Source organism: Streptomyces sp. NPDC020489, assembly GCF_044386545.1.
Lineage (GTDB): Bacteria > Actinomycetota > Actinomycetes > Streptomycetales > Streptomycetaceae > Streptomyces.
Map to the genome: position 1 here is coordinate 148,740 of NZ_JBIRUZ010000009.1, position 15,082 is coordinate 163,821.

The following is a 15,082-nucleotide window of genomic DNA, read 5'->3' on the forward strand; positions in this document are numbered from 1 at the left end:
AGGGCCCGCGGGTGTTCGAATGGTCAGGTGAACTCCGGACAGCCCGAGGAACAGGGCAGGCCCGTCGGCCGCCGTGTCCTCCTCGGCACCCTCGGCCTCGGCGCCCTCGGCGTGGTCGCCGCGCCCACCCTCCAGCGCGGCCTGGAGTCCTTCCTCGGCGGCGCCGCCGACAAGGACCCCACCGGCCTCGCGGGCCTGCTCCCCAACGGCGGCGGCTTCCGCTACTACTCGGTCGCCTCCTCCGTCCCCCACAAGAACGCCGCCACCTACCGCCTCAAGATCGACGGCCTCGTCGACCGCCCGGCCACCTACACCCTGAACGACCTGCGGGCGATGCCCCAGACCCGGATGGTCAAGGACGTCCAGTGCGTCACCGGCTGGCGCGTCCCGGGCACCCCCTTCGAGGGCGTCCGCCTGTCCCGGCTGCTCGACGCCGCCGGGGTCCGCTCCACCGCCACGGCGATCCGGTTCAGCTGCTTCGACGGCACGTACACCGAGAGCCTCACCCTCGACCAGGCCCGCCGCGCGGACGTCCTCGTGGCCCTGCGCATGCGGGACGAGGACCTCGCCCACAGCCACGGCGGCCCGGTCCGCCTCTACGTGGCGCCGATGTACTTCTACAAGTCCGCCAAGTGGCTCTCCGGCATCACCGTCACCGAGGACGTGGAACCGGGCTACTGGGAACGGCGCGGCTACGACGTCGACGCCTGGGTCGGCAGGTCGAACGGGCGGGACGATGAGCCTACGAACTGACGCCCCCGCCCCCGAGTCGTCCCGCGTCCGGCGCTTCGGCCGCAGCCAGCGCCGGGTGCACCGCGCGACGGCCGCCCTGATGGGCGTGTGCGTGCTCAGCGCCGCCTGTCTCTACCTCCCCCAGCTCGCCGAACTCGTCGGCCGCCGCGAGCTGGTGGTCCGCGTCCACGAGTGGTCCGGCCTCGCCCTGCCCCTTCCCGTCCTCGCCGGCCTGGCCTCCCGGCACCTGCGCGCCGACCTCGGCCTCCTGAACCGCTTCGGCCCCCACGACCGGACCTGGCTGCGCGCCGCCCTGCGCCGCGACAAGCGGCCCTCGGCACGCCCGGCGGGGAAGTTCAACGCCGGCCAGAAGGTCTACGCCGCCTGGATCGCGGGCGCCACGCTGGTGATGCTCGGCACCGGCCTGCTGATGTGGTTCACCCACCTCACCCCGATCCGGTGGCGCACCAGCGCGACCTTCGTCCACGACTGGCTGGCGCTGACCATCGGCATCGTCCTCGCCGGCCACATCGGCATGGCGCTGGCCGACCCGGAGTCCCGCCGCGGCCTCAGAACCGGAACGGTGAGCCGGGAATGGGCCGAGCGGGAACACTCCCTGTGGCGCCGCTGAGCGGTTGGCCGCGACCGGGGGCGGCCCGGGTTGGCGGGGGTGAGGCCGGTCGCCCCCGACGCCTGCCTCGCGGCCGTGGCGCTGGTCGTCGTGCCCTCGCGTCACGTCCCTGGCTCGGGCGCCATTGACCGGTTGGCCGTGACACCGGCCGCCGGGCGGTCCGGCCTGATTCAGCCCCCGAAGTCCAGCAGTACCTTGCAGGACATGCGCGCCTCGGCCAGGCCCCGGGCCAGGGTGAGGCCGATGCCCCGGCTGGACCCGGTGACCAGGGCCCTCCGGCCGCTGATGTCGAACAGCGGGTGACTCATCCCCGTACCCCTAGATGATCAGCGAGAGGAGCAGGACCAGGCCGCCCGCGACCACCGAGATGATCGTCTCCATGACGGACCAGGTCTTGATCGTCTGGCCGACGCTCAGGCCGAAGTACTCCTTGACCAGCCAGAACCCGGCGTCGTTGACATGGCTGAAGAAGAGCGAGCCGGCGCCGATGGCGAGGACGAGCAGGGCCGCGTGGGTCGTCGACATGTCGGCGGCCAGCGGGGCGACCAGCCCGGCCGCGGAGACCGTCGCCACGGTGGCGGAACCGGTCGCGAGGCGGATGGCCACCGCGATCAGCCAGGCCAGCAGCAGGGCCGGGATGGACCAGTCCTTGGAGATGTCCAGGATCATCGCGCCCACGCCGGTGTCGATCAGCGTCTGCTTGAAGCCGCCGCCCGCGCCGACGATCAGCAGGATGCCCGCGATCGGCGCGAGGCCCTTCTCCACCAGACCGGAGACCCGCTCCTTGCCGAAGCCCGCGGGCCGCAGCAGCGTGAAGATGCCGAGCAGCACGGAGGCGAGCAGGGCGATCAGCGGCGAGCCGATGACGTCGAAGACGCGCTGCGTGGTGTTCTCCGGGTCGTCGATGACGATGTCGACGAGCGCCTTGGAGAGCATGAGGATCACCGGCAGCATGATGGTGATCAGCGTGGCGCCGAAGCCGGGACGCCTCTCCAGTTCCTCCGAGGCCCGCTGCGGGATCATCTTCTCCGGCGCCGGGACGTCCACCCAGCGGGCCGCGTACCGGGAGAACAGCGGACCGGCGATGATCACGGTCGGGATCGCGACGAGCACGCCGAGGGCCAGGGTGACCCCCAGGTCGGCCTTGACCGCGTCGATCGCGACCAGCGGGCCGGGGTGCGGCGGGACCAGGCCGTGCATCACGGACAGACCGGCGAGCGCCGGGATACCGATCCGCATGAGCGAGTAGTTGCCGCGCTTGGCGACCATCAGCACGACCGGGATCAGCAGCACGACGCCCACCTCGAAGAACAGCGGCAGACCGATCACCGAGGCGATCAGCACCATGGCCCACGGCAACGAACGGCCGCCCGCCCTGGCGAGGATCGTGTCGACGATCTGGTCGGCGCCGCCGGAGTCGGCGAGCATCTTGCCCAGGATGGCGCCGAGGGCGATGAGCACGCCCACACCGGCGACTGTGGTGCCGAGGCCGGTGGTGAAGCTGGTGATGGCCTTGTCCAGCGGCGCCCCGGCGAACGCGCCCAGCGCGAGCGAACCGATGGTCAGCGACAGGAACGCGTGGAGCTTGAACCGGGTGATGAGCAGGACGATGACGGCGATGCCCGCCAGGACGGCTATGCCCAGCTGAGCGTGCCCGGCCGAGGTGATCGGCTCGACCGGATCCGCTGCCAGCATCTCGACGCTGAGTCTGGTCACGGGGGTTTCCCTTGCAGGTACGGGGACGGGGAGGGGAGGTGCGGGGGTGTTACGCGAGTGCGGCCAGGGCCTCGGCGGCCCGGCCGGCGATCTCCTCGGGGCTGCCGGTGACGTCCACCGCGACGCCCGCCTCGTCCTCCTGGAGCGGCTGGAGGGTCGCGAACTGGGAGTCGAGCAGCGCCGTCGGCATGAAGTGCCCCTGCCGATGGGACATCCGGTCCTCGATGAGGGCGCGCTCGCCCGCGAGGTGGACGAAGACGAGCTCGGGGGCGACGGCGCGGAGCCGGTCGCGGTACGACCGCTTCAGCGCCGAGCAGCTGACCACCCCGCCCAGTCCCGCCCGCCCGCGTGCCCAGTCGCCGATGGCGTCCAGCCAGGGCCACCGGTCCTCGTCGGCGAGCGGGGTGCCGGCCGACATCTTGGCGATGTTGGCCGGCGGGTGGAAGTCGTCGCCCTCGGCGTACGGGACGCCGAGCCGGGCGGCGAGCAGGGGACCGATCGTGGTCTTGCCGGTGCCCGCGACGCCCATCACCGCGACGACATGAGGGGTGTTCATCGCTGCCTCCCTGTCTTCGTCGACCTGATGTCGACGCAACTGAAACCCATTAGGTACGACGAATTCAAGAGCCTGTGATGAATAAGTCTGACTTTTTGGCTCCGTGATCTGCCGCGTACGCTGAGTGCATGAGCACATCCGGCCGGGGGCTGCACGGCCATGTACTGGAAACCCTCGGCCCCGCGATCACCGCGGGCGAGTACCCGCCGGGCAGCGTTCTGCGCACGGACGAACTCGCCCAGCAGTTCGACGTGTCCCGCTCGGTGATGCGCGAGGCGGTCCGCGTCCTGGAGTCCATGCACCTGGTCGAGTCCCGCCGCCGCGTGGGCGTGACGGTCCGCCCCAAGTGCGACTGGAACGTCTACGACCCCCAGGTGATCCGCTGGCGCCTGGCCGGCGCCGACCGCCCGCACCAGCTGCGCTCCCTGACGGTCCTGCGCTCGGCCGTCGAGCCGGTCGCCGCGGGCCTCGCGGCCAGGAACGCCACGGCGCGGCAGTGCGCCGAGCTCACCGAGTGCGCGCTGGGCATGGTCGCCCACTCACGCGGCCACCAGCTGGAGGGCTACCTGGTCCACGACACGGCCTTCCACCGCGTCATCCTCGCGGCCTCCGGCAACGAGATGTTCGCCCGCCTCGCCGACGTGGTCGCCGAGGTCCTCGCCGGCCGCACCCATCACGAGGTCATGTTCGAGGACCCCGACCCGGCCGCGGTGACCCTGCACGTCCAGGTCGCCGAGGCGGTCCGCGCCCGCGACGCGGTCCGCGCCGAGACCCTCACCCGCGAGATCACCATGGGCGCGCTCCAGGAACTGGACATCCTCGCGCCGTGACCGACGAGGCGCGGCGCGCGCACACCGCCCGCCCCCGCCGCCGCGAGGGTCACTCCAGGAAGTCCCCGTCCACATAGACCCAGGCCCCGTCCACCCGCTCGAACCGGCTGCGCTCATGCAGCGACCCGCCCCGGTAGGACGCCCGGAACGTCACCGTCCCCACGGAGTGGAACGCCGAGCCGTCAGTGGTGTCGAGGATCTCCAGACCGGTCCATCGCATGCGCCCGTCGAGGTCGAGGCTCGCCGGCCGGGTCCGCGGATGCCAGGTCCGCAGCAGATAGGCGGCGTCCTGCTGGACGAAGGCGCAGTACCGGGACCGCATCAGCGCCTCGGCGGTGGGCGCCGCGGCGGCCCCCGAGTGATAGCGGCCGCAGCACCGCTCGTAGGGCTCGGGCAGACCGCAGGGACAGGAACGCGTGCTCATGGCGCCATTCTCCCGGACTGGCGTACTCGGGCTCTCGGGCGGTGCGGCGAGAGTGCGTGCCGGGCGTCGCGCGGCAGAGGCCACTTTCACTACAGGCCCTGGCCGGCCGCCCGCGTCCGCGGCACCGGCAGCGGCGGCAGCGCCGTCCCGTGCACCCACGCCTGGAACACCTCGTCCAGCGGCTCGGCCGAGAAGCGCGAGGCGTGCGCGGTGAAGGTCGACGTCGTCACCGCCCCGCCCCGGTGCAGTCCCGCCCACTCCCGCAGCATGCGGAAGAAGGCCACGTCGCCCATCGCGCAGCGCACCGCGTGCACGGTCAGCCCGCCGCGCTCGTAGAGCCGGTCGTCGAACATCGATTTGCGGCCCGGGTCGGCGAGCTTGAGGTCCTGCGGCAGCGAGGACAGCAACCGGTGCGCGGCGGCGGCCAGTTGCTGCGCCGTCCGTCCGCCCGAGCGCTCCGACCACAGCCACTCCGCGTACTTGGCGAACCCCTCGTTCAGCCAGATGTGCCGCCAGTCGGCGATGGACACGCTGTTGCCGAACCACTGGTGCGCCAGCTCGTGCGCCACCAGCCGCTCCGAACCCCGCGCCCCGTCCACGTGGTTGGAGCCGAAGAGGGACAACCCCTGTGCCTCCACCGGCACATCGAGCTCCTCCTCCGTCACCACGACCGCGTACTCGTCGAACGGGTACGGGCCGAACAGCTCCTGGAAGAGGTCCATCATCTGCGGCTGGCGCGCGAAGTCCCGGGAGAACTGCGGCAGAAGACGCGCCGGGATGTGCCCGTGCTGCGGCACCCCGCCCGGCCCCGGATCGCCCAGCAGCACCGTCTGGTACGTGCCGATCGACAGTCCCACCAGATAGCTGGACGTCGGCGCCGACTGCTCGTACACCCACGTCGTCGTGGACGCCTTCGTGGTCCGGGTCAGCAGGCGCCCGCCCGCCACCACCGCGTACGCCGACGGCGTGGTGATCGAGATCTGGTAGGAGGCCTTGTCCGCGGGCCGGTCGTTGCACGGGTACCACGACGGCGCCCCGACCGGCTGGCTGGCCACCAGCGCCCCGTCCTCCAGCTCCTCCCACCCGAGCCCGCCCCACGGGCTGTGCACCGGCTTGGGGTTGCCCGCCCACTGCACCTCGACCGTGAACGCGGCCCCCGGCCGGACCGGTTTCGCGGGGCGGATGCGCAACTTGCCGCCGCGATGCGTGTAGTGCGGCTGCCGGCCGTCCACCCGGACCCGCCCGACCTTGAAGTCGGCGAGATTCAGGAAGAAGTCGCCCAGCGGCGACCGTCCCGCTATGGCGTTGATCCGGGCCGTGCCGGACAGCCGGTTCGGGCCCGGACGGTAGTCCAGCGCGAGTTCGTACCGGTGCACCCGGTACCGCGCGTCACCGTTCTCCGGGAAGTACGGGTCCGAACCCGCCGACTGCTGAACCGCCACCGCTGTGCCCGCTCCCTGCGCCATGTCGCCACTCCGCTCCGGTGCACCGCCCTCCCGTGCCGAGTGGCCCGCGCTCAGTGACGCCATGCCTCGATCGGGTTGCCGAGCCAACGGGTGCCGTCCGGAACGGACTCCGCGGCCATGACGAGCGACGCGGGACCCAGGGTCGTACGGGCCCCGACCGTGCTGCCGGGCAGCACGATCCCGCCAGGACCCAGCGTCGCGCCCTCACGGAGGACCACAGTATCCGTCCGCAAGATCCGGTCGTGGAAGAGGTGCGTCTGGAGCACACAGCCCCGGTTCACCGTGACCGCGTCCTCCAGGGTCACCAGATCCGTCTCCGGCAGCCAGTAGCTCTCCACCCAGACCCCCTTGCCGATGCGCGCGCCGAGTCCCCGCAGCCACGCGGTCATCAGCGGCGTACCCGGCACGGCCCCGGCCAGCCACGGCACGGCGACGACCTCGACGAAGGTGTCCGCCAGCTCGTTGCGCCACACGAAGGAGCTCCACAGCGGGTGCTCCCCGCCGCGGTGCCGCCCGACGAGCAGCCACTTCGCGACGATCGACACCAGCGCGGCCACCCCGCCCGCCGCGAGCAGCACCAGGCCCGACAGCGCCCACGCCCACCCGCCGAGCGCACACAGCGCCGCCACCGTCAGCACGCCGATCGCCGCCGAGCAGAACACCGGCACGATCCGGCACAGCTCCACCAGAGCGCGCGCCCACAGCAGCCGCGCCGGCGGGTCGTACGTCCGGCTCTGGTCGCCGCCGGCCGCCGCCCGGGGGAGCTTCACCGGCGGCAGTCCCAGGTACGAGCTGCCCTTCTTCGCCTTCTTCGGCGTCGCCGACAGCACCCCGACCAGCCCGCCGTCCGGCACGGACCGCCCCGGCGCGGTCATCCCCGAGTTCCCGAGGAACGCCCGCCGCCCGATCTCGGCCCGCCCGATCCGCATCCAGCCGCCACCCAGCTCGTACGGCGCGGTCAGCGTGTCGTCGGCCAGGAACGCGCCCTCGCCGACCGTCGTCAGGCTCGGCAGCGCGAGCACCGTCGACACCTCCGCGCCCCGCCCGATCCGCATCCCGAGCAACCGCAGCCACACCGGCGTGGCCAGCCCGGCGTACAGCGGGAACAGCGTCTCGCGCGAACGGTCCATCAGCTGGGTGACCGTCCAGGCCTGCCAGCCCACCCGGCTGTGGGTCGGATGCGTGCCCTCCCGCAACCCCAGGCTCAGCAGCCGTACGGCGACCAGGAGCAGCAGCGCGTACGCCAGACCGAACGCCAGCGTCGCCGGGACCAGCGCGAGCGCGGCCCCGAGGAGAGGCTGCCCCGGCGCGAAGAACACCCGGCCCACCAGGAACGCGGCCAGGCCCGCGAGCACCGGCAGCGCACTGAGCGCCACACCGGTCACGCCGTACATCACACGCCAGTACGTGCCCTTGCGCGGCCGCTCCTTGGGCCAGTTCCGCTTGGCCTTGCCCAGCTTGACCGCGGGCGCGCCCGCCCAGCGCTGCCCGGTGGGGACCTGCCCGGTGACCGCCGAACCCGGCGCCACCTCGGCCCGCTTGCCGACGCGAGCGCCCGGGAAGAGGATGCTGCGCGTCCCGACCACCGCGTGCGCGCCGACCCTGACCGCCCCGAGCTCCAGCCGGTCGCCGTCCAGCCACCAGCCGCTCAGGTCCACCTCGGACTCGACGGCCGCGCCCCGGCCCAGCTTGAGCATGCCGGTCACCGGCGGCAGCGAGTGCAGGTCCACGTCCGGACCGACCCTGGCGCCCAGTGCCCGCGCGTACCGCTCCAGCCACACCCCGGTCAGCCCCGTCGCCCCGCTGAACTCGGCCAGCCGCTCCGCGGCCCACAGCCGCAGATGCACGCTCCCGCCGCGCGGGTACCGGCCGGGCCGCACCCCCCTGAGCAGGAGCCGCGCCCCGCCCGCCGCGATCGCCAGCCGCCCGGGCGGACTGAACAGCACCAGCGCCGCCGCACCGACGAGCCACCAGGAGGCGGTCGGCAGCCAGGCGTACGACAGGACGTTGCCCAGCGCGGCCAACGCCACCGTCCAGCGCAGCCCCAGCAGGGTGAACAGGGGGACCATCGCGAGGAGTTGGATCACCTGGGCCCGCACCGGCACCGGGGCGACGACCCGCGCGGCACCGTCGTCCTGCGCCGACTCCGTCAGGTGCCGGGCCAACTTCCGCAGGACCGGCTGCTGGTAGATGTCGAGGACGGCCGCGCTCGGGTAGCGGGTGCGCAGCCGGGTGGTCAGCTGGGCGGCGGCGAGGCTGCTGCCGCCGATGGCGAAGAAGTCGTCGCGCGCGCTCGACACGGGGATGCCGAGCACCTCGCTCCACTGCTCGGCGAGCCACGCCTCCGTGCCGTACAACTGCTCGACGGGACCGCCGGTTTCGAGGTCCTTCAGCGGCCAGGGCAGGGCGTCGCGGTCGACCTTGCCGCTGGTCCGGGTGGGCAGTTCGCCGACCGGCGCGAGCAACGGCACCAGGGCGGCGGGAAGTTCGGCGCGCAGCCTCTCGACCGCCGTCGCGTGGTCCCAGCCCTCCTGCGTCACGACGTAGCCGACCAGGAGCTGGTTGCCGCCGCGGGCGGTGCGCACGGCGGCGGCGCCACCGGCGACACCGGGCAACGCCTGCAACGCGGCATCCACCTCACCCAGTTCGATCCGCCGCCCGCCCAGCTTGATCTGCTCGTCGGCCCGCCCGAGGAAGACCAGCCCCTCCGGCTCCGCCCTGACGAGGTCACCGCTGCGGTACGCCCGCTCCCAGCCCAGCGACTCCAGCGGCGCGTACTTCTCCGCGTCCTTCCCGGCGTCCAGGTACCGCGCGAGACCGACCCCGCCGATCACCAACTGCCCGCTGGCGCCCATGGGTACGGGCGCCCCGGCCTCGTCCACGACGGCCAGCTCCCAGCCGTCCAGCGGCAGCCCGATCCGGATCGGCTCCGCACCGGACATGAGCGAGGCACAGGCCACCACGGTCGCCTCGGTCGGCCCGTACGTGTTCCAGACCTCACGCCCCTCGGTCACCAGCCGCTGCGCCAGCTCGGGCGGACAGGCCTCCCCACCGAAGATCAGCAGCCGTACGTCGGTGAGGGTCTCCGGCTCCCACAGCGCGGCCAGCGTCGGCACCGTGGAGACGACGGTGATCTCCTGCTCCACCAGCCAGGGCCCGAGATCGGCACCGCTCCTGACCTGCGCCCGCGGCACCGGCACCAGACAGGCGCCGTACCGCCACGCCAGCCACATCTCCTCGCAGGACGCGTCGAAGGCGACCGACAGACCCGCCATGACCCGGTCCCCGGGACCGATGGGCTCCTCGGCGAGGAACAGCGCGGCCTCGGCGTCCACGAACGCGGCGGCGCTGCGGTGACTGACGGCGACACCCTTGGGCTTCCCGGTGGAGCCGGAGGTGAAGATAACCCACGCGTCGTGCCCGACGCCGGGCCGCGCGGCGGGCACCTCGCCGGGCCGCGCGGCGGGCACCTCGCCGCGCCCGGTCAGGGTCAGCTCGTGCCCGGCCGCCACGACGGCCCGTACGTCCGCCTCGCCGAACACCAGCTCGGCGCGCTCGTCGGGGTCCTCGGCGTCCACCGGCACATAGGCGGCACCGGCGGCGAGCACGGCGAGGATCGCCACATAGAGGTCGTTGGTGCCGGAGGGGACGCGGACGCCCACCCGGTCGCCCAGACCGACCCCGGCCTGCGCGAGCGCGCGCCGCAGCCGCTCCACCTCGACGGCCAGCGCGCGGTAGGTCAGCGACGTCGTGCCGTCGTCCAGAGCGGGCTCGTCCGGGTACGACCGCACGGACGCGTCGAAGATGTCCACCAGGGTGCGCGGAGAGGCCGCCGGGCCCCCGGAGAAACGTGCCGTATCACCGAACCGCTCGCGGATCTCGTCCTCGAGCAGGCCGAGAGCATCGCTCTCGTGTATGGCTGCCATCGGCCCTCGCGTCTCGATCCCGGAGGCCTCCGGGGTGCTGGTGGGGCCGCAGGTCTGCCTGGGGTTGTCCGGCTCCAGCTCGTAACAAGCCGGAAATTTTAGTACGACGCTAGGTTCGGGCCCCTGGAACAGCCAGCGGACGGGCCCGTCCGGGTGGCGTCCCGAACGGGCCTCGTACCGCCTGACCTGCGGATCCTCAACGAGGGCGAGACATGCCCCACATCGCCCAAGAACCCGGAGAGTGGCCGGTGTTGGGCGCTTCGTTCATGCTGCGTAGGTCTCGAGTTCAGCTGTCCGTGGCGTCCGGTTCGCCCCGGTGACCTTCTTCGTCAGCGAGGTCGGAGCGAAGGTGATCGTCCTCGCCCCGATGCTGAGATTGGTGCCGGTGGTGGTCCGTACCGTCGCCCCACCCGCGCCGCCGGTGGTCCTGCGGGGAAAAGCAAAAAACCCCTGATCGACAGGGGTTTCAGCTGGTGTCCGAGGGGGGACTTGAACCCCCACGCCCGATAAAGGGCACTAGCACCTCAAGCTAGCGCGTCTGCCATTCCGCCACCCGGACAAGGTGTCTGTCGCGCGGGTTTCCCTCGCGGCGACAGAGGAAACATTACCAGGCTTTCGAGGTGCCCCGATCACCCCCTCACCTCGGCGTGAACGCCGTGTGACGGGCCGGGTCCGGTCTTGGGCGCGGCCCGCCGGAGAGAGAGGATGAGGGCGACCACCAGCAGTGACAGCGGGAGGAACCACCGTGAGCGGGACGGACACGACCAGGCACGTCACCGGCGAGGACGAGGTCGTGGACCTCTGCCGCGAGCTGATCCGGATCGACACCAGCAACTACGGCGACCACTCGGGCCCGGGCGAGCGCAAGGCGGCCGAGTACGTCGCCGAGAAGCTCGCCGAGGTGGGCCTCGAACCGCGGATCATCGAATCGCACCCGGGCCGCGCCTCCACCGTCGCCCGCATCGAGGGCGAGGACCCCTCCAAGCCGGCGCTCCTCATCCACGGGCACACCGACGTCGTACCGGCCAACGCGGCGGACTGGACCCACCACCCCTTCTCCGGCGAGGTCGCCGACGGATGCGTGTGGGGGCGGGGCGCCGTCGACATGAAGGACATGGACGCGATGACCCTGGCGGTCGTCCGCGACCGGCTGCGCAGCGGCCGCAAGCCTCCGCGGGACATCGTGCTGGCCTTCCTCGCCGACGAGGAGGCGGGCGGCACGTACGGCGCCCGGTACCTCGTCGACAAGCACCCCGACCTCTTCGAGGGCGTCAGCGAGGCGATCGGCGAGGTCGGCGGGTTCTCCTTCACCGTCAACGAGAACCTGCGCCTGTACCTGGTCGAGACGGCCCAGAAGGGCATGCACTGGATGCGGCTCACCGTGGACGGCACCGCCGGGCACGGCTCGATGACCAACGACGACAACGCCATCACCGAGCTGTGCGAGGCCGTCGGCCGGCTCGGGCGGCACACCTGGCCGGTGCGGGTCACCAAGACCGTGCGGTCCTTCCTCGACGAGCTGTCCGATGCCCTCGGCACCGAGCTCGACCCCGAGAACATGGACGAGACCCTCGCCAAGCTCGGCGGCATCGCGAAGATGGTCGGCGCCACGCTGCGGAACTCGGCGGCGCCCACCATGCTCGGCGCCGGCTACAAGGTCAACGTCATCCCCGGTCAGGCCACGGCCCACGTCGACGGCCGTTTCCTGCCCGGCTACGAGGAGGAGTTCCTCGCCGACCTCGACCGCATCCTCGGCCCGCGCGTGCGCCGCGAGGACGTGCACGGCGACAAGGCGCTGGAGACCGACTTCGACGGAAAGCTCGTCGACGCCATGCAGAGCGCGCTGAGCGCCGAGGACCCGATCGCGAAGGCGGTGCCCTACATGCTCTCGGGCGGCACCGACGCCAAGTCCTTCGACGACCTCGGCATCCGCTGCTTCGGCTTCGCGCCGCTCCAGCTGCCGCCGGAGCTCGACTTCGCGGGCATGTTCCACGGAATCGACGAGCGGGTGCCGGTGGACGGGCTGAAGTTCGGGGTGCGCGTGCTGGACCGGTTCATCGACGCGTCCTGAAGGGACGCGCCGATTCGACCGGGCGTGCGGAAGTGACTGAGAAGGGTGAATGCACTCATAGGCTCGTAGCTTCATTACTCCCTCCTCGTTACAGGTGATGCGATCGGCAACACGAGATCGCTTTTGCCAACTAGGAGGAATAATGATCAAGAAGGTCGTCGCCGCTGCGGCTGCCACTGGTGGCCTCGTTCTCGCGGGTGCGGGTCTCGCCGTCGCCGACGCCGGTGCCCAGGGTGCCGCCGTGCACTCCCCGGGTGTCCTGTCCGGCAACGTCGTTCAGGTCCCGGTCCACATCCCGGTGAACGTCTGCGGCAACACGGTCTCTGTGATCGGCCTGCTGAACCCCGCCTTCGGCAACACCTGCATCAACAAGTGACGCCGACCCCCGGAGGTGCACTCCTCCGAGGGGCGTTTATCTGACCGTCGGCCTCGGAGCGCGCGCCATGCGCCCCGGGGCCGACCGGCCTTTTCCGAGGATCGCAGGTCGAAATCCACAAGGCAGGGGGAATTCAGGAATGCGAGAGGTGACCCGCAAGGGCCTGATGACAGTGGCGGCCGCGACCGGGGTGATCGCCGCCGCGGGAGGCGCCGCGCACGCCGACGCCGGGGCGAGCGGATCGAGCTCGAACTCGCCGGGCGTGCTGTCGGGCAACACGGTGCAGGCGCCGGTGCACGCGCCGGTGAACGTGTGCGGCAACACGGTCGACGTGGTCGGCGTGCTCAACCCGGCCATGGGCAACAAGTGCGCCCATCCCGGCGGATCGTCCGGGGGGTACGGCGACTCCGGTGGCGGTGCGTCCTCCGGCGGTCACGCGAGCGACTCCCCGGGCGTCGGCTCCGGCAACCATGTCGAGGCCCCGGTGCACGTCCCGGTGAACGTCTGCGGCAACAGCGTCGACGTGGTCGGGGTGCTCAACCCGACCACGGGCAACGACTGCGGCAACGGTGGCGGGCCCGGTGGCGGAACCCCCGGTACGCCTCCCGGCGGCGGTCAGACGCCTCCGGGCGGACCGGGTCAGCCGGGCCACCCCGGGGGACCGGGTGCTCCCGGGACGCCGGGCACGCCAGGCAGTGGGATCCCGGGTACCCCGGGCAGTCCTGGCACCCCGGGAACTCCGGGCGGCGGGACGCCGGGAGCGCCGGGCTCGTGGGGCGACCACCACCCCGGTGCCCGGGCCGTGACCCAGCCGCATGGCGACGCCGAGCTCGCCAGCACCGGCAGTGACCTGCCCCTGGGCCTCGCCCTCCCGGCCGGAGCGGGCGCGCTGCTCGCGGGCGCAGTGCTCTACCGCAAGGCGCGGGCCTCGGCGTAGTCGGCGCCCCGGGGGCCGGCAGAGCCGGCGCCAGGCAGAACGGAGCGGGCCCCGCCTCGGCGGGGCCCGCTCCGTCTCGCATGCCTCACCTCACCACGTGGCGCGCACCTGGCGGATGATCCTGCGGCGCAGCCGCACCTTGCGGCTTCCGTCACGCAGCAGGCTCAGGCGGTCCAGCTCCCAGTGTCCGTACTCGGCATGGTCGGTCAGCAGACGTGTGGTGTCCTTGCGGGAGACCCCGCGCGGCACGTACACGTCGACAAATTCGTATTCCGGCATCGCATCTATTGTGCGGGCTGGGGCCCGGTACGGATAGCGTCTGCACTATGTCTGATGCTGTGCAGCCCACCGCTGCCGAGGTACGCGCCGCCGCCGAGGCGGTCAAGACCGCGCTCGACCGTCACCTGGCCGCGGTCGAACACCGGTCGGGGGAGGACGACCCGGCCGTGTACGAAGCGTTCAACGAACTCGCCGCGGCCGCCGAGGTGTACGACGAGCTGCTCTACGACCGCTACGACGAGGTCACGCCCTTCGAGATCCCCGGCACGGAGGAGCTGCCCCCGTACGCGGGTCCCGAGGAACCGCACGCCGTGAGTGTGCTGATCCGCCGCGACTACGCGGTGGTCGAGCCGCAGCGGCTGCTCGCCCAGGCCCAGCGGGTCGAGGCGGCCGACTACGAAGAGGGCGCGGAGACCTCCGGCACCGTGCACGGAGCGCTGGGCCTGCTGTTCGGGGAGTTCGAACCGGACGAGATCGCCTCGCGGCACAAGGAGTTCGGGCTGGAGGAGGGCGACTCCACGCTCTGGGTGACCGCGGCGGACGAGCAGACCGAACCGGGGGAGTGGCTGGCGGCACCGTTCGAGCAGGTGGACCCGCAGCGGGTGGTCTGCCGCTTCGACGTCAGCGCGGTCTTCGACGACGACCTCGCCGGCGCGGACGACGCCGACGAGGACGAGCTGGACGACATCGACCCGGAGCTGGACGAGGACGAGGATCTGGAGCCCCTGGACGCGGAACGCTAGCGCTGGGCTTGGGCGGGCGGCGGCGGTCACGGAGGTTCTCCGGGCCGCCGCCGTCGGCGTGTGCGGGGGCGGTGGGCGAGCGTGGGTGGTGGGTGGCTGCGGGTTGGTGGGCGGCTGCGGGGCGGTGGGGGCTTGTCGCGCAGTTCCCCGCGCCCCTGGGTGGGTCACGGTGCGCGGAGTCCACAGCGCGCGCCCGGGGTGGGTAGTCGGGCAGGCGGCCCCCGCGCGACCCGTGGGTGGTCACCGGGCGCGGAGTCCGCAGCGGGCCCGGGGTGGGTAGTCGGGCAGGCTGCCCCCGTACGCCCCTGGGTGGGACACCGCGCGCGGTCCGCAGCAGGCCCCGGATGGGGCAGTGGGGAAGGCAGTCCCCGTATGCGCCCTGGGCGGGGCACCGC

The 15,082-nt window shown here is 72.4% G+C and carries 14 protein-coding genes, 1 tRNA gene and 1 pseudogene; 8 read left to right on the plus strand and 8 right to left on the minus strand.

Annotated features, from left to right (window positions below; all coding sequences use genetic code 11):
• Positions 1-27: 27 nt before the first annotated feature.
• Together ACH41F_RS24690 and ACH41F_RS24695 are read left to right on the plus strand one after the other, a co-directional pair.
• Positions 28-753, plus strand: coding sequence for a molybdopterin-dependent oxidoreductase (locus tag ACH41F_RS24690; protein ID WP_391240332.1), 726 nt, complete (start codon positions 28-30; stop codon positions 751-753).
• The gene (locus tag ACH41F_RS24695) at positions 737-1,363 is read left to right on the plus strand and encodes a cytochrome b/b6 domain-containing protein (RefSeq protein WP_398837564.1); all 627 of its coding nucleotides are present in this window, start codon (positions 737-739) and stop codon (positions 1,361-1,363) included. The genes ACH41F_RS24690 and ACH41F_RS24695 overlap by 17 nt, the downstream gene beginning before the upstream one ends.
• 182 nt (positions 1,364-1,545) lie before the next feature.
• Here ACH41F_RS24695 and ACH41F_RS24700 read toward each other — a convergent pair.
• The 3 genes and pseudogenes from ACH41F_RS24700 to ACH41F_RS24710 all read right to left on the minus strand — a co-directional run.
• A pseudogene (locus ACH41F_RS24700) lies at positions 1,546-1,671 on the minus strand (gluconate 5-dehydrogenase); the annotation flags it as partial.
• A 10-nt stretch (positions 1,672-1,681) separates the two neighbouring features.
• The gene (locus ACH41F_RS24705; RefSeq protein ID WP_391240326.1) at positions 1,682-3,079 is read right to left on the minus strand and encodes a gluconate:H+ symporter; all 1,398 of its coding nucleotides are present in this window, start codon (positions 3,077-3,079) and stop codon (positions 1,682-1,684) included.
• Between the two features lie 49 nt (positions 3,080-3,128).
• Positions 3,129-3,635: a gluconokinase, GntK/IdnK-type gene (locus ACH41F_RS24710; RefSeq protein ID WP_391240323.1), complete on the minus strand. Its 507-nt coding sequence runs from the start codon at positions 3,633-3,635 to the stop codon at positions 3,129-3,131.
• A 128-nt stretch (positions 3,636-3,763) separates the two neighbouring features.
• Between ACH41F_RS24710 and ACH41F_RS24715 the strand changes: the two genes are divergently transcribed.
• Positions 3,764-4,465: an FCD domain-containing protein gene (locus ACH41F_RS24715; protein ID WP_391240321.1), complete on the plus strand. Its 702-nt coding sequence runs from the start codon at positions 3,764-3,766 to the stop codon at positions 4,463-4,465.
• Between the two features lie 49 nt (positions 4,466-4,514).
• On the opposite strand, the gene ACH41F_RS24720 is transcribed toward ACH41F_RS24715, so the two are convergent.
• The 3 genes from ACH41F_RS24720 to ACH41F_RS24730 all read right to left on the minus strand — a co-directional run bounded on the left by ACH41F_RS24720 (position 4,515) and on the right by ACH41F_RS24730 (position 10,281).
• The gene (locus ACH41F_RS24720) at positions 4,515-4,889 is read right to left on the minus strand and encodes a YchJ family protein (RefSeq protein ID WP_398837566.1); all 375 of its coding nucleotides are present in this window, start codon (positions 4,887-4,889) and stop codon (positions 4,515-4,517) included.
• 89 nt (positions 4,890-4,978) lie between these two features.
• Positions 4,979-6,331: a M1 family aminopeptidase gene (locus ACH41F_RS24725; RefSeq protein WP_391240690.1), complete on the minus strand. Its 1,353-nt coding sequence runs from the start codon at positions 6,329-6,331 to the stop codon at positions 4,979-4,981.
• 74 nt (positions 6,332-6,405) lie between these two features.
• Positions 6,406-10,281: a Pls/PosA family non-ribosomal peptide synthetase gene (locus tag ACH41F_RS24730; RefSeq protein ID WP_398837568.1), complete on the minus strand. Its 3,876-nt coding sequence runs from the start codon at positions 10,279-10,281 to the stop codon at positions 6,406-6,408.
• 316 nt (positions 10,282-10,597) lie between these two features.
• Here ACH41F_RS24730 and ACH41F_RS24735 point away from each other — a divergent pair, with 316 nt between their 5' ends.
• Positions 10,598-10,735: a hypothetical protein gene (locus ACH41F_RS24735; RefSeq protein ID WP_398837570.1), complete on the plus strand. Its 138-nt coding sequence runs from the start codon at positions 10,598-10,600 to the stop codon at positions 10,733-10,735.
• 17 nt (positions 10,736-10,752) lie between these two features.
• Here ACH41F_RS24735 and ACH41F_RS24740 read toward each other — a convergent pair.
• Positions 10,753-10,840: transfer RNA gene (locus ACH41F_RS24740), tRNA-Leu, on the minus strand.
• Between the two features lie 186 nt (positions 10,841-11,026).
• Between ACH41F_RS24740 and ACH41F_RS24745 the strand changes: the two genes are divergently transcribed.
• The 3 genes from ACH41F_RS24745 (at position 11,027) to ACH41F_RS24755 (ending at position 13,665) form a co-directional block, all read left to right on the plus strand.
• A complete protein-coding gene (locus ACH41F_RS24745; RefSeq protein WP_391240311.1) occupies positions 11,027-12,352 on the plus strand; it encodes a M20/M25/M40 family metallo-hydrolase in 1,326 nt (441 codons plus the stop codon).
• A 142-nt stretch (positions 12,353-12,494) separates the two neighbouring features.
• Positions 12,495-12,728, plus strand: coding sequence for a chaplin ChpH (gene chpH, locus ACH41F_RS24750; RefSeq protein ID WP_391240308.1), 234 nt, complete (start codon positions 12,495-12,497; stop codon positions 12,726-12,728).
• Between the two features lie 139 nt (positions 12,729-12,867).
• Positions 12,868-13,665, plus strand: coding sequence for a chaplin (locus tag ACH41F_RS24755; RefSeq protein ID WP_398837571.1), 798 nt, complete (start codon positions 12,868-12,870; stop codon positions 13,663-13,665).
• Positions 13,666-13,755: 90 nt separating this feature from the next.
• Here ACH41F_RS24755 and ACH41F_RS24760 read toward each other — a convergent pair whose 3' ends face one another.
• Entirely contained in the window at positions 13,756-13,944 is a 189-nt protein-coding gene (locus tag ACH41F_RS24760; protein ID WP_079308592.1) for a DUF5703 family protein, read from the minus strand.
• Between the two features lie 47 nt (positions 13,945-13,991).
• Between ACH41F_RS24760 and ACH41F_RS24765 the strand changes: the two genes are divergently transcribed.
• Entirely contained in the window at positions 13,992-14,687 is a 696-nt protein-coding gene (locus ACH41F_RS24765; protein ID WP_391240301.1) for a hypothetical protein, read from the plus strand.
• Positions 14,688-15,082: the final 395 nt, after the last annotated feature.

Bases quoted from the DNA above. Each gene is read 5' to 3' on its own strand.
- ACH41F_RS24730 (WP_398837568.1), bottom strand. From the start codon at position 10,281: ATGGCAGCCATACACGAGAGCGATGCTCTCGGCCTGCTCGAGGACGAG.
- ACH41F_RS24695 (WP_398837564.1), top strand. From the start codon at position 737: ATGAGCCTACGAACTGACGCCCCCGCCCCCGAGTCGTCCCGCGTCCGG.
- chpH (WP_391240308.1), top strand. From the start codon at position 12,495: ATGATCAAGAAGGTCGTCGCCGCTGCGGCTGCCACTGGTGGCCTCGTT.
- ACH41F_RS24715 (WP_391240321.1), top strand. From the start codon at position 3,764: ATGAGCACATCCGGCCGGGGGCTGCACGGCCATGTACTGGAAACCCTC.
- ACH41F_RS24755 (WP_398837571.1), top strand. From the start codon at position 12,868: ATGCGAGAGGTGACCCGCAAGGGCCTGATGACAGTGGCGGCCGCGACC.
- ACH41F_RS24710 (WP_391240323.1), bottom strand. From the start codon at position 3,635: ATGAACACCCCTCATGTCGTCGCGGTGATGGGCGTCGCGGGCACCGGC.
- ACH41F_RS24765 (WP_391240301.1), top strand. From the start codon at position 13,992: ATGTCTGATGCTGTGCAGCCCACCGCTGCCGAGGTACGCGCCGCCGCC.
- ACH41F_RS24720 (WP_398837566.1), bottom strand. From the start codon at position 4,889: ATGAGCACGCGTTCCTGTCCCTGCGGTCTGCCCGAGCCCTACGAGCGG.
- ACH41F_RS24760 (WP_079308592.1), bottom strand. From the start codon at position 13,944: ATGCCGGAATACGAATTTGTCGACGTGTACGTGCCGCGCGGGGTCTCC.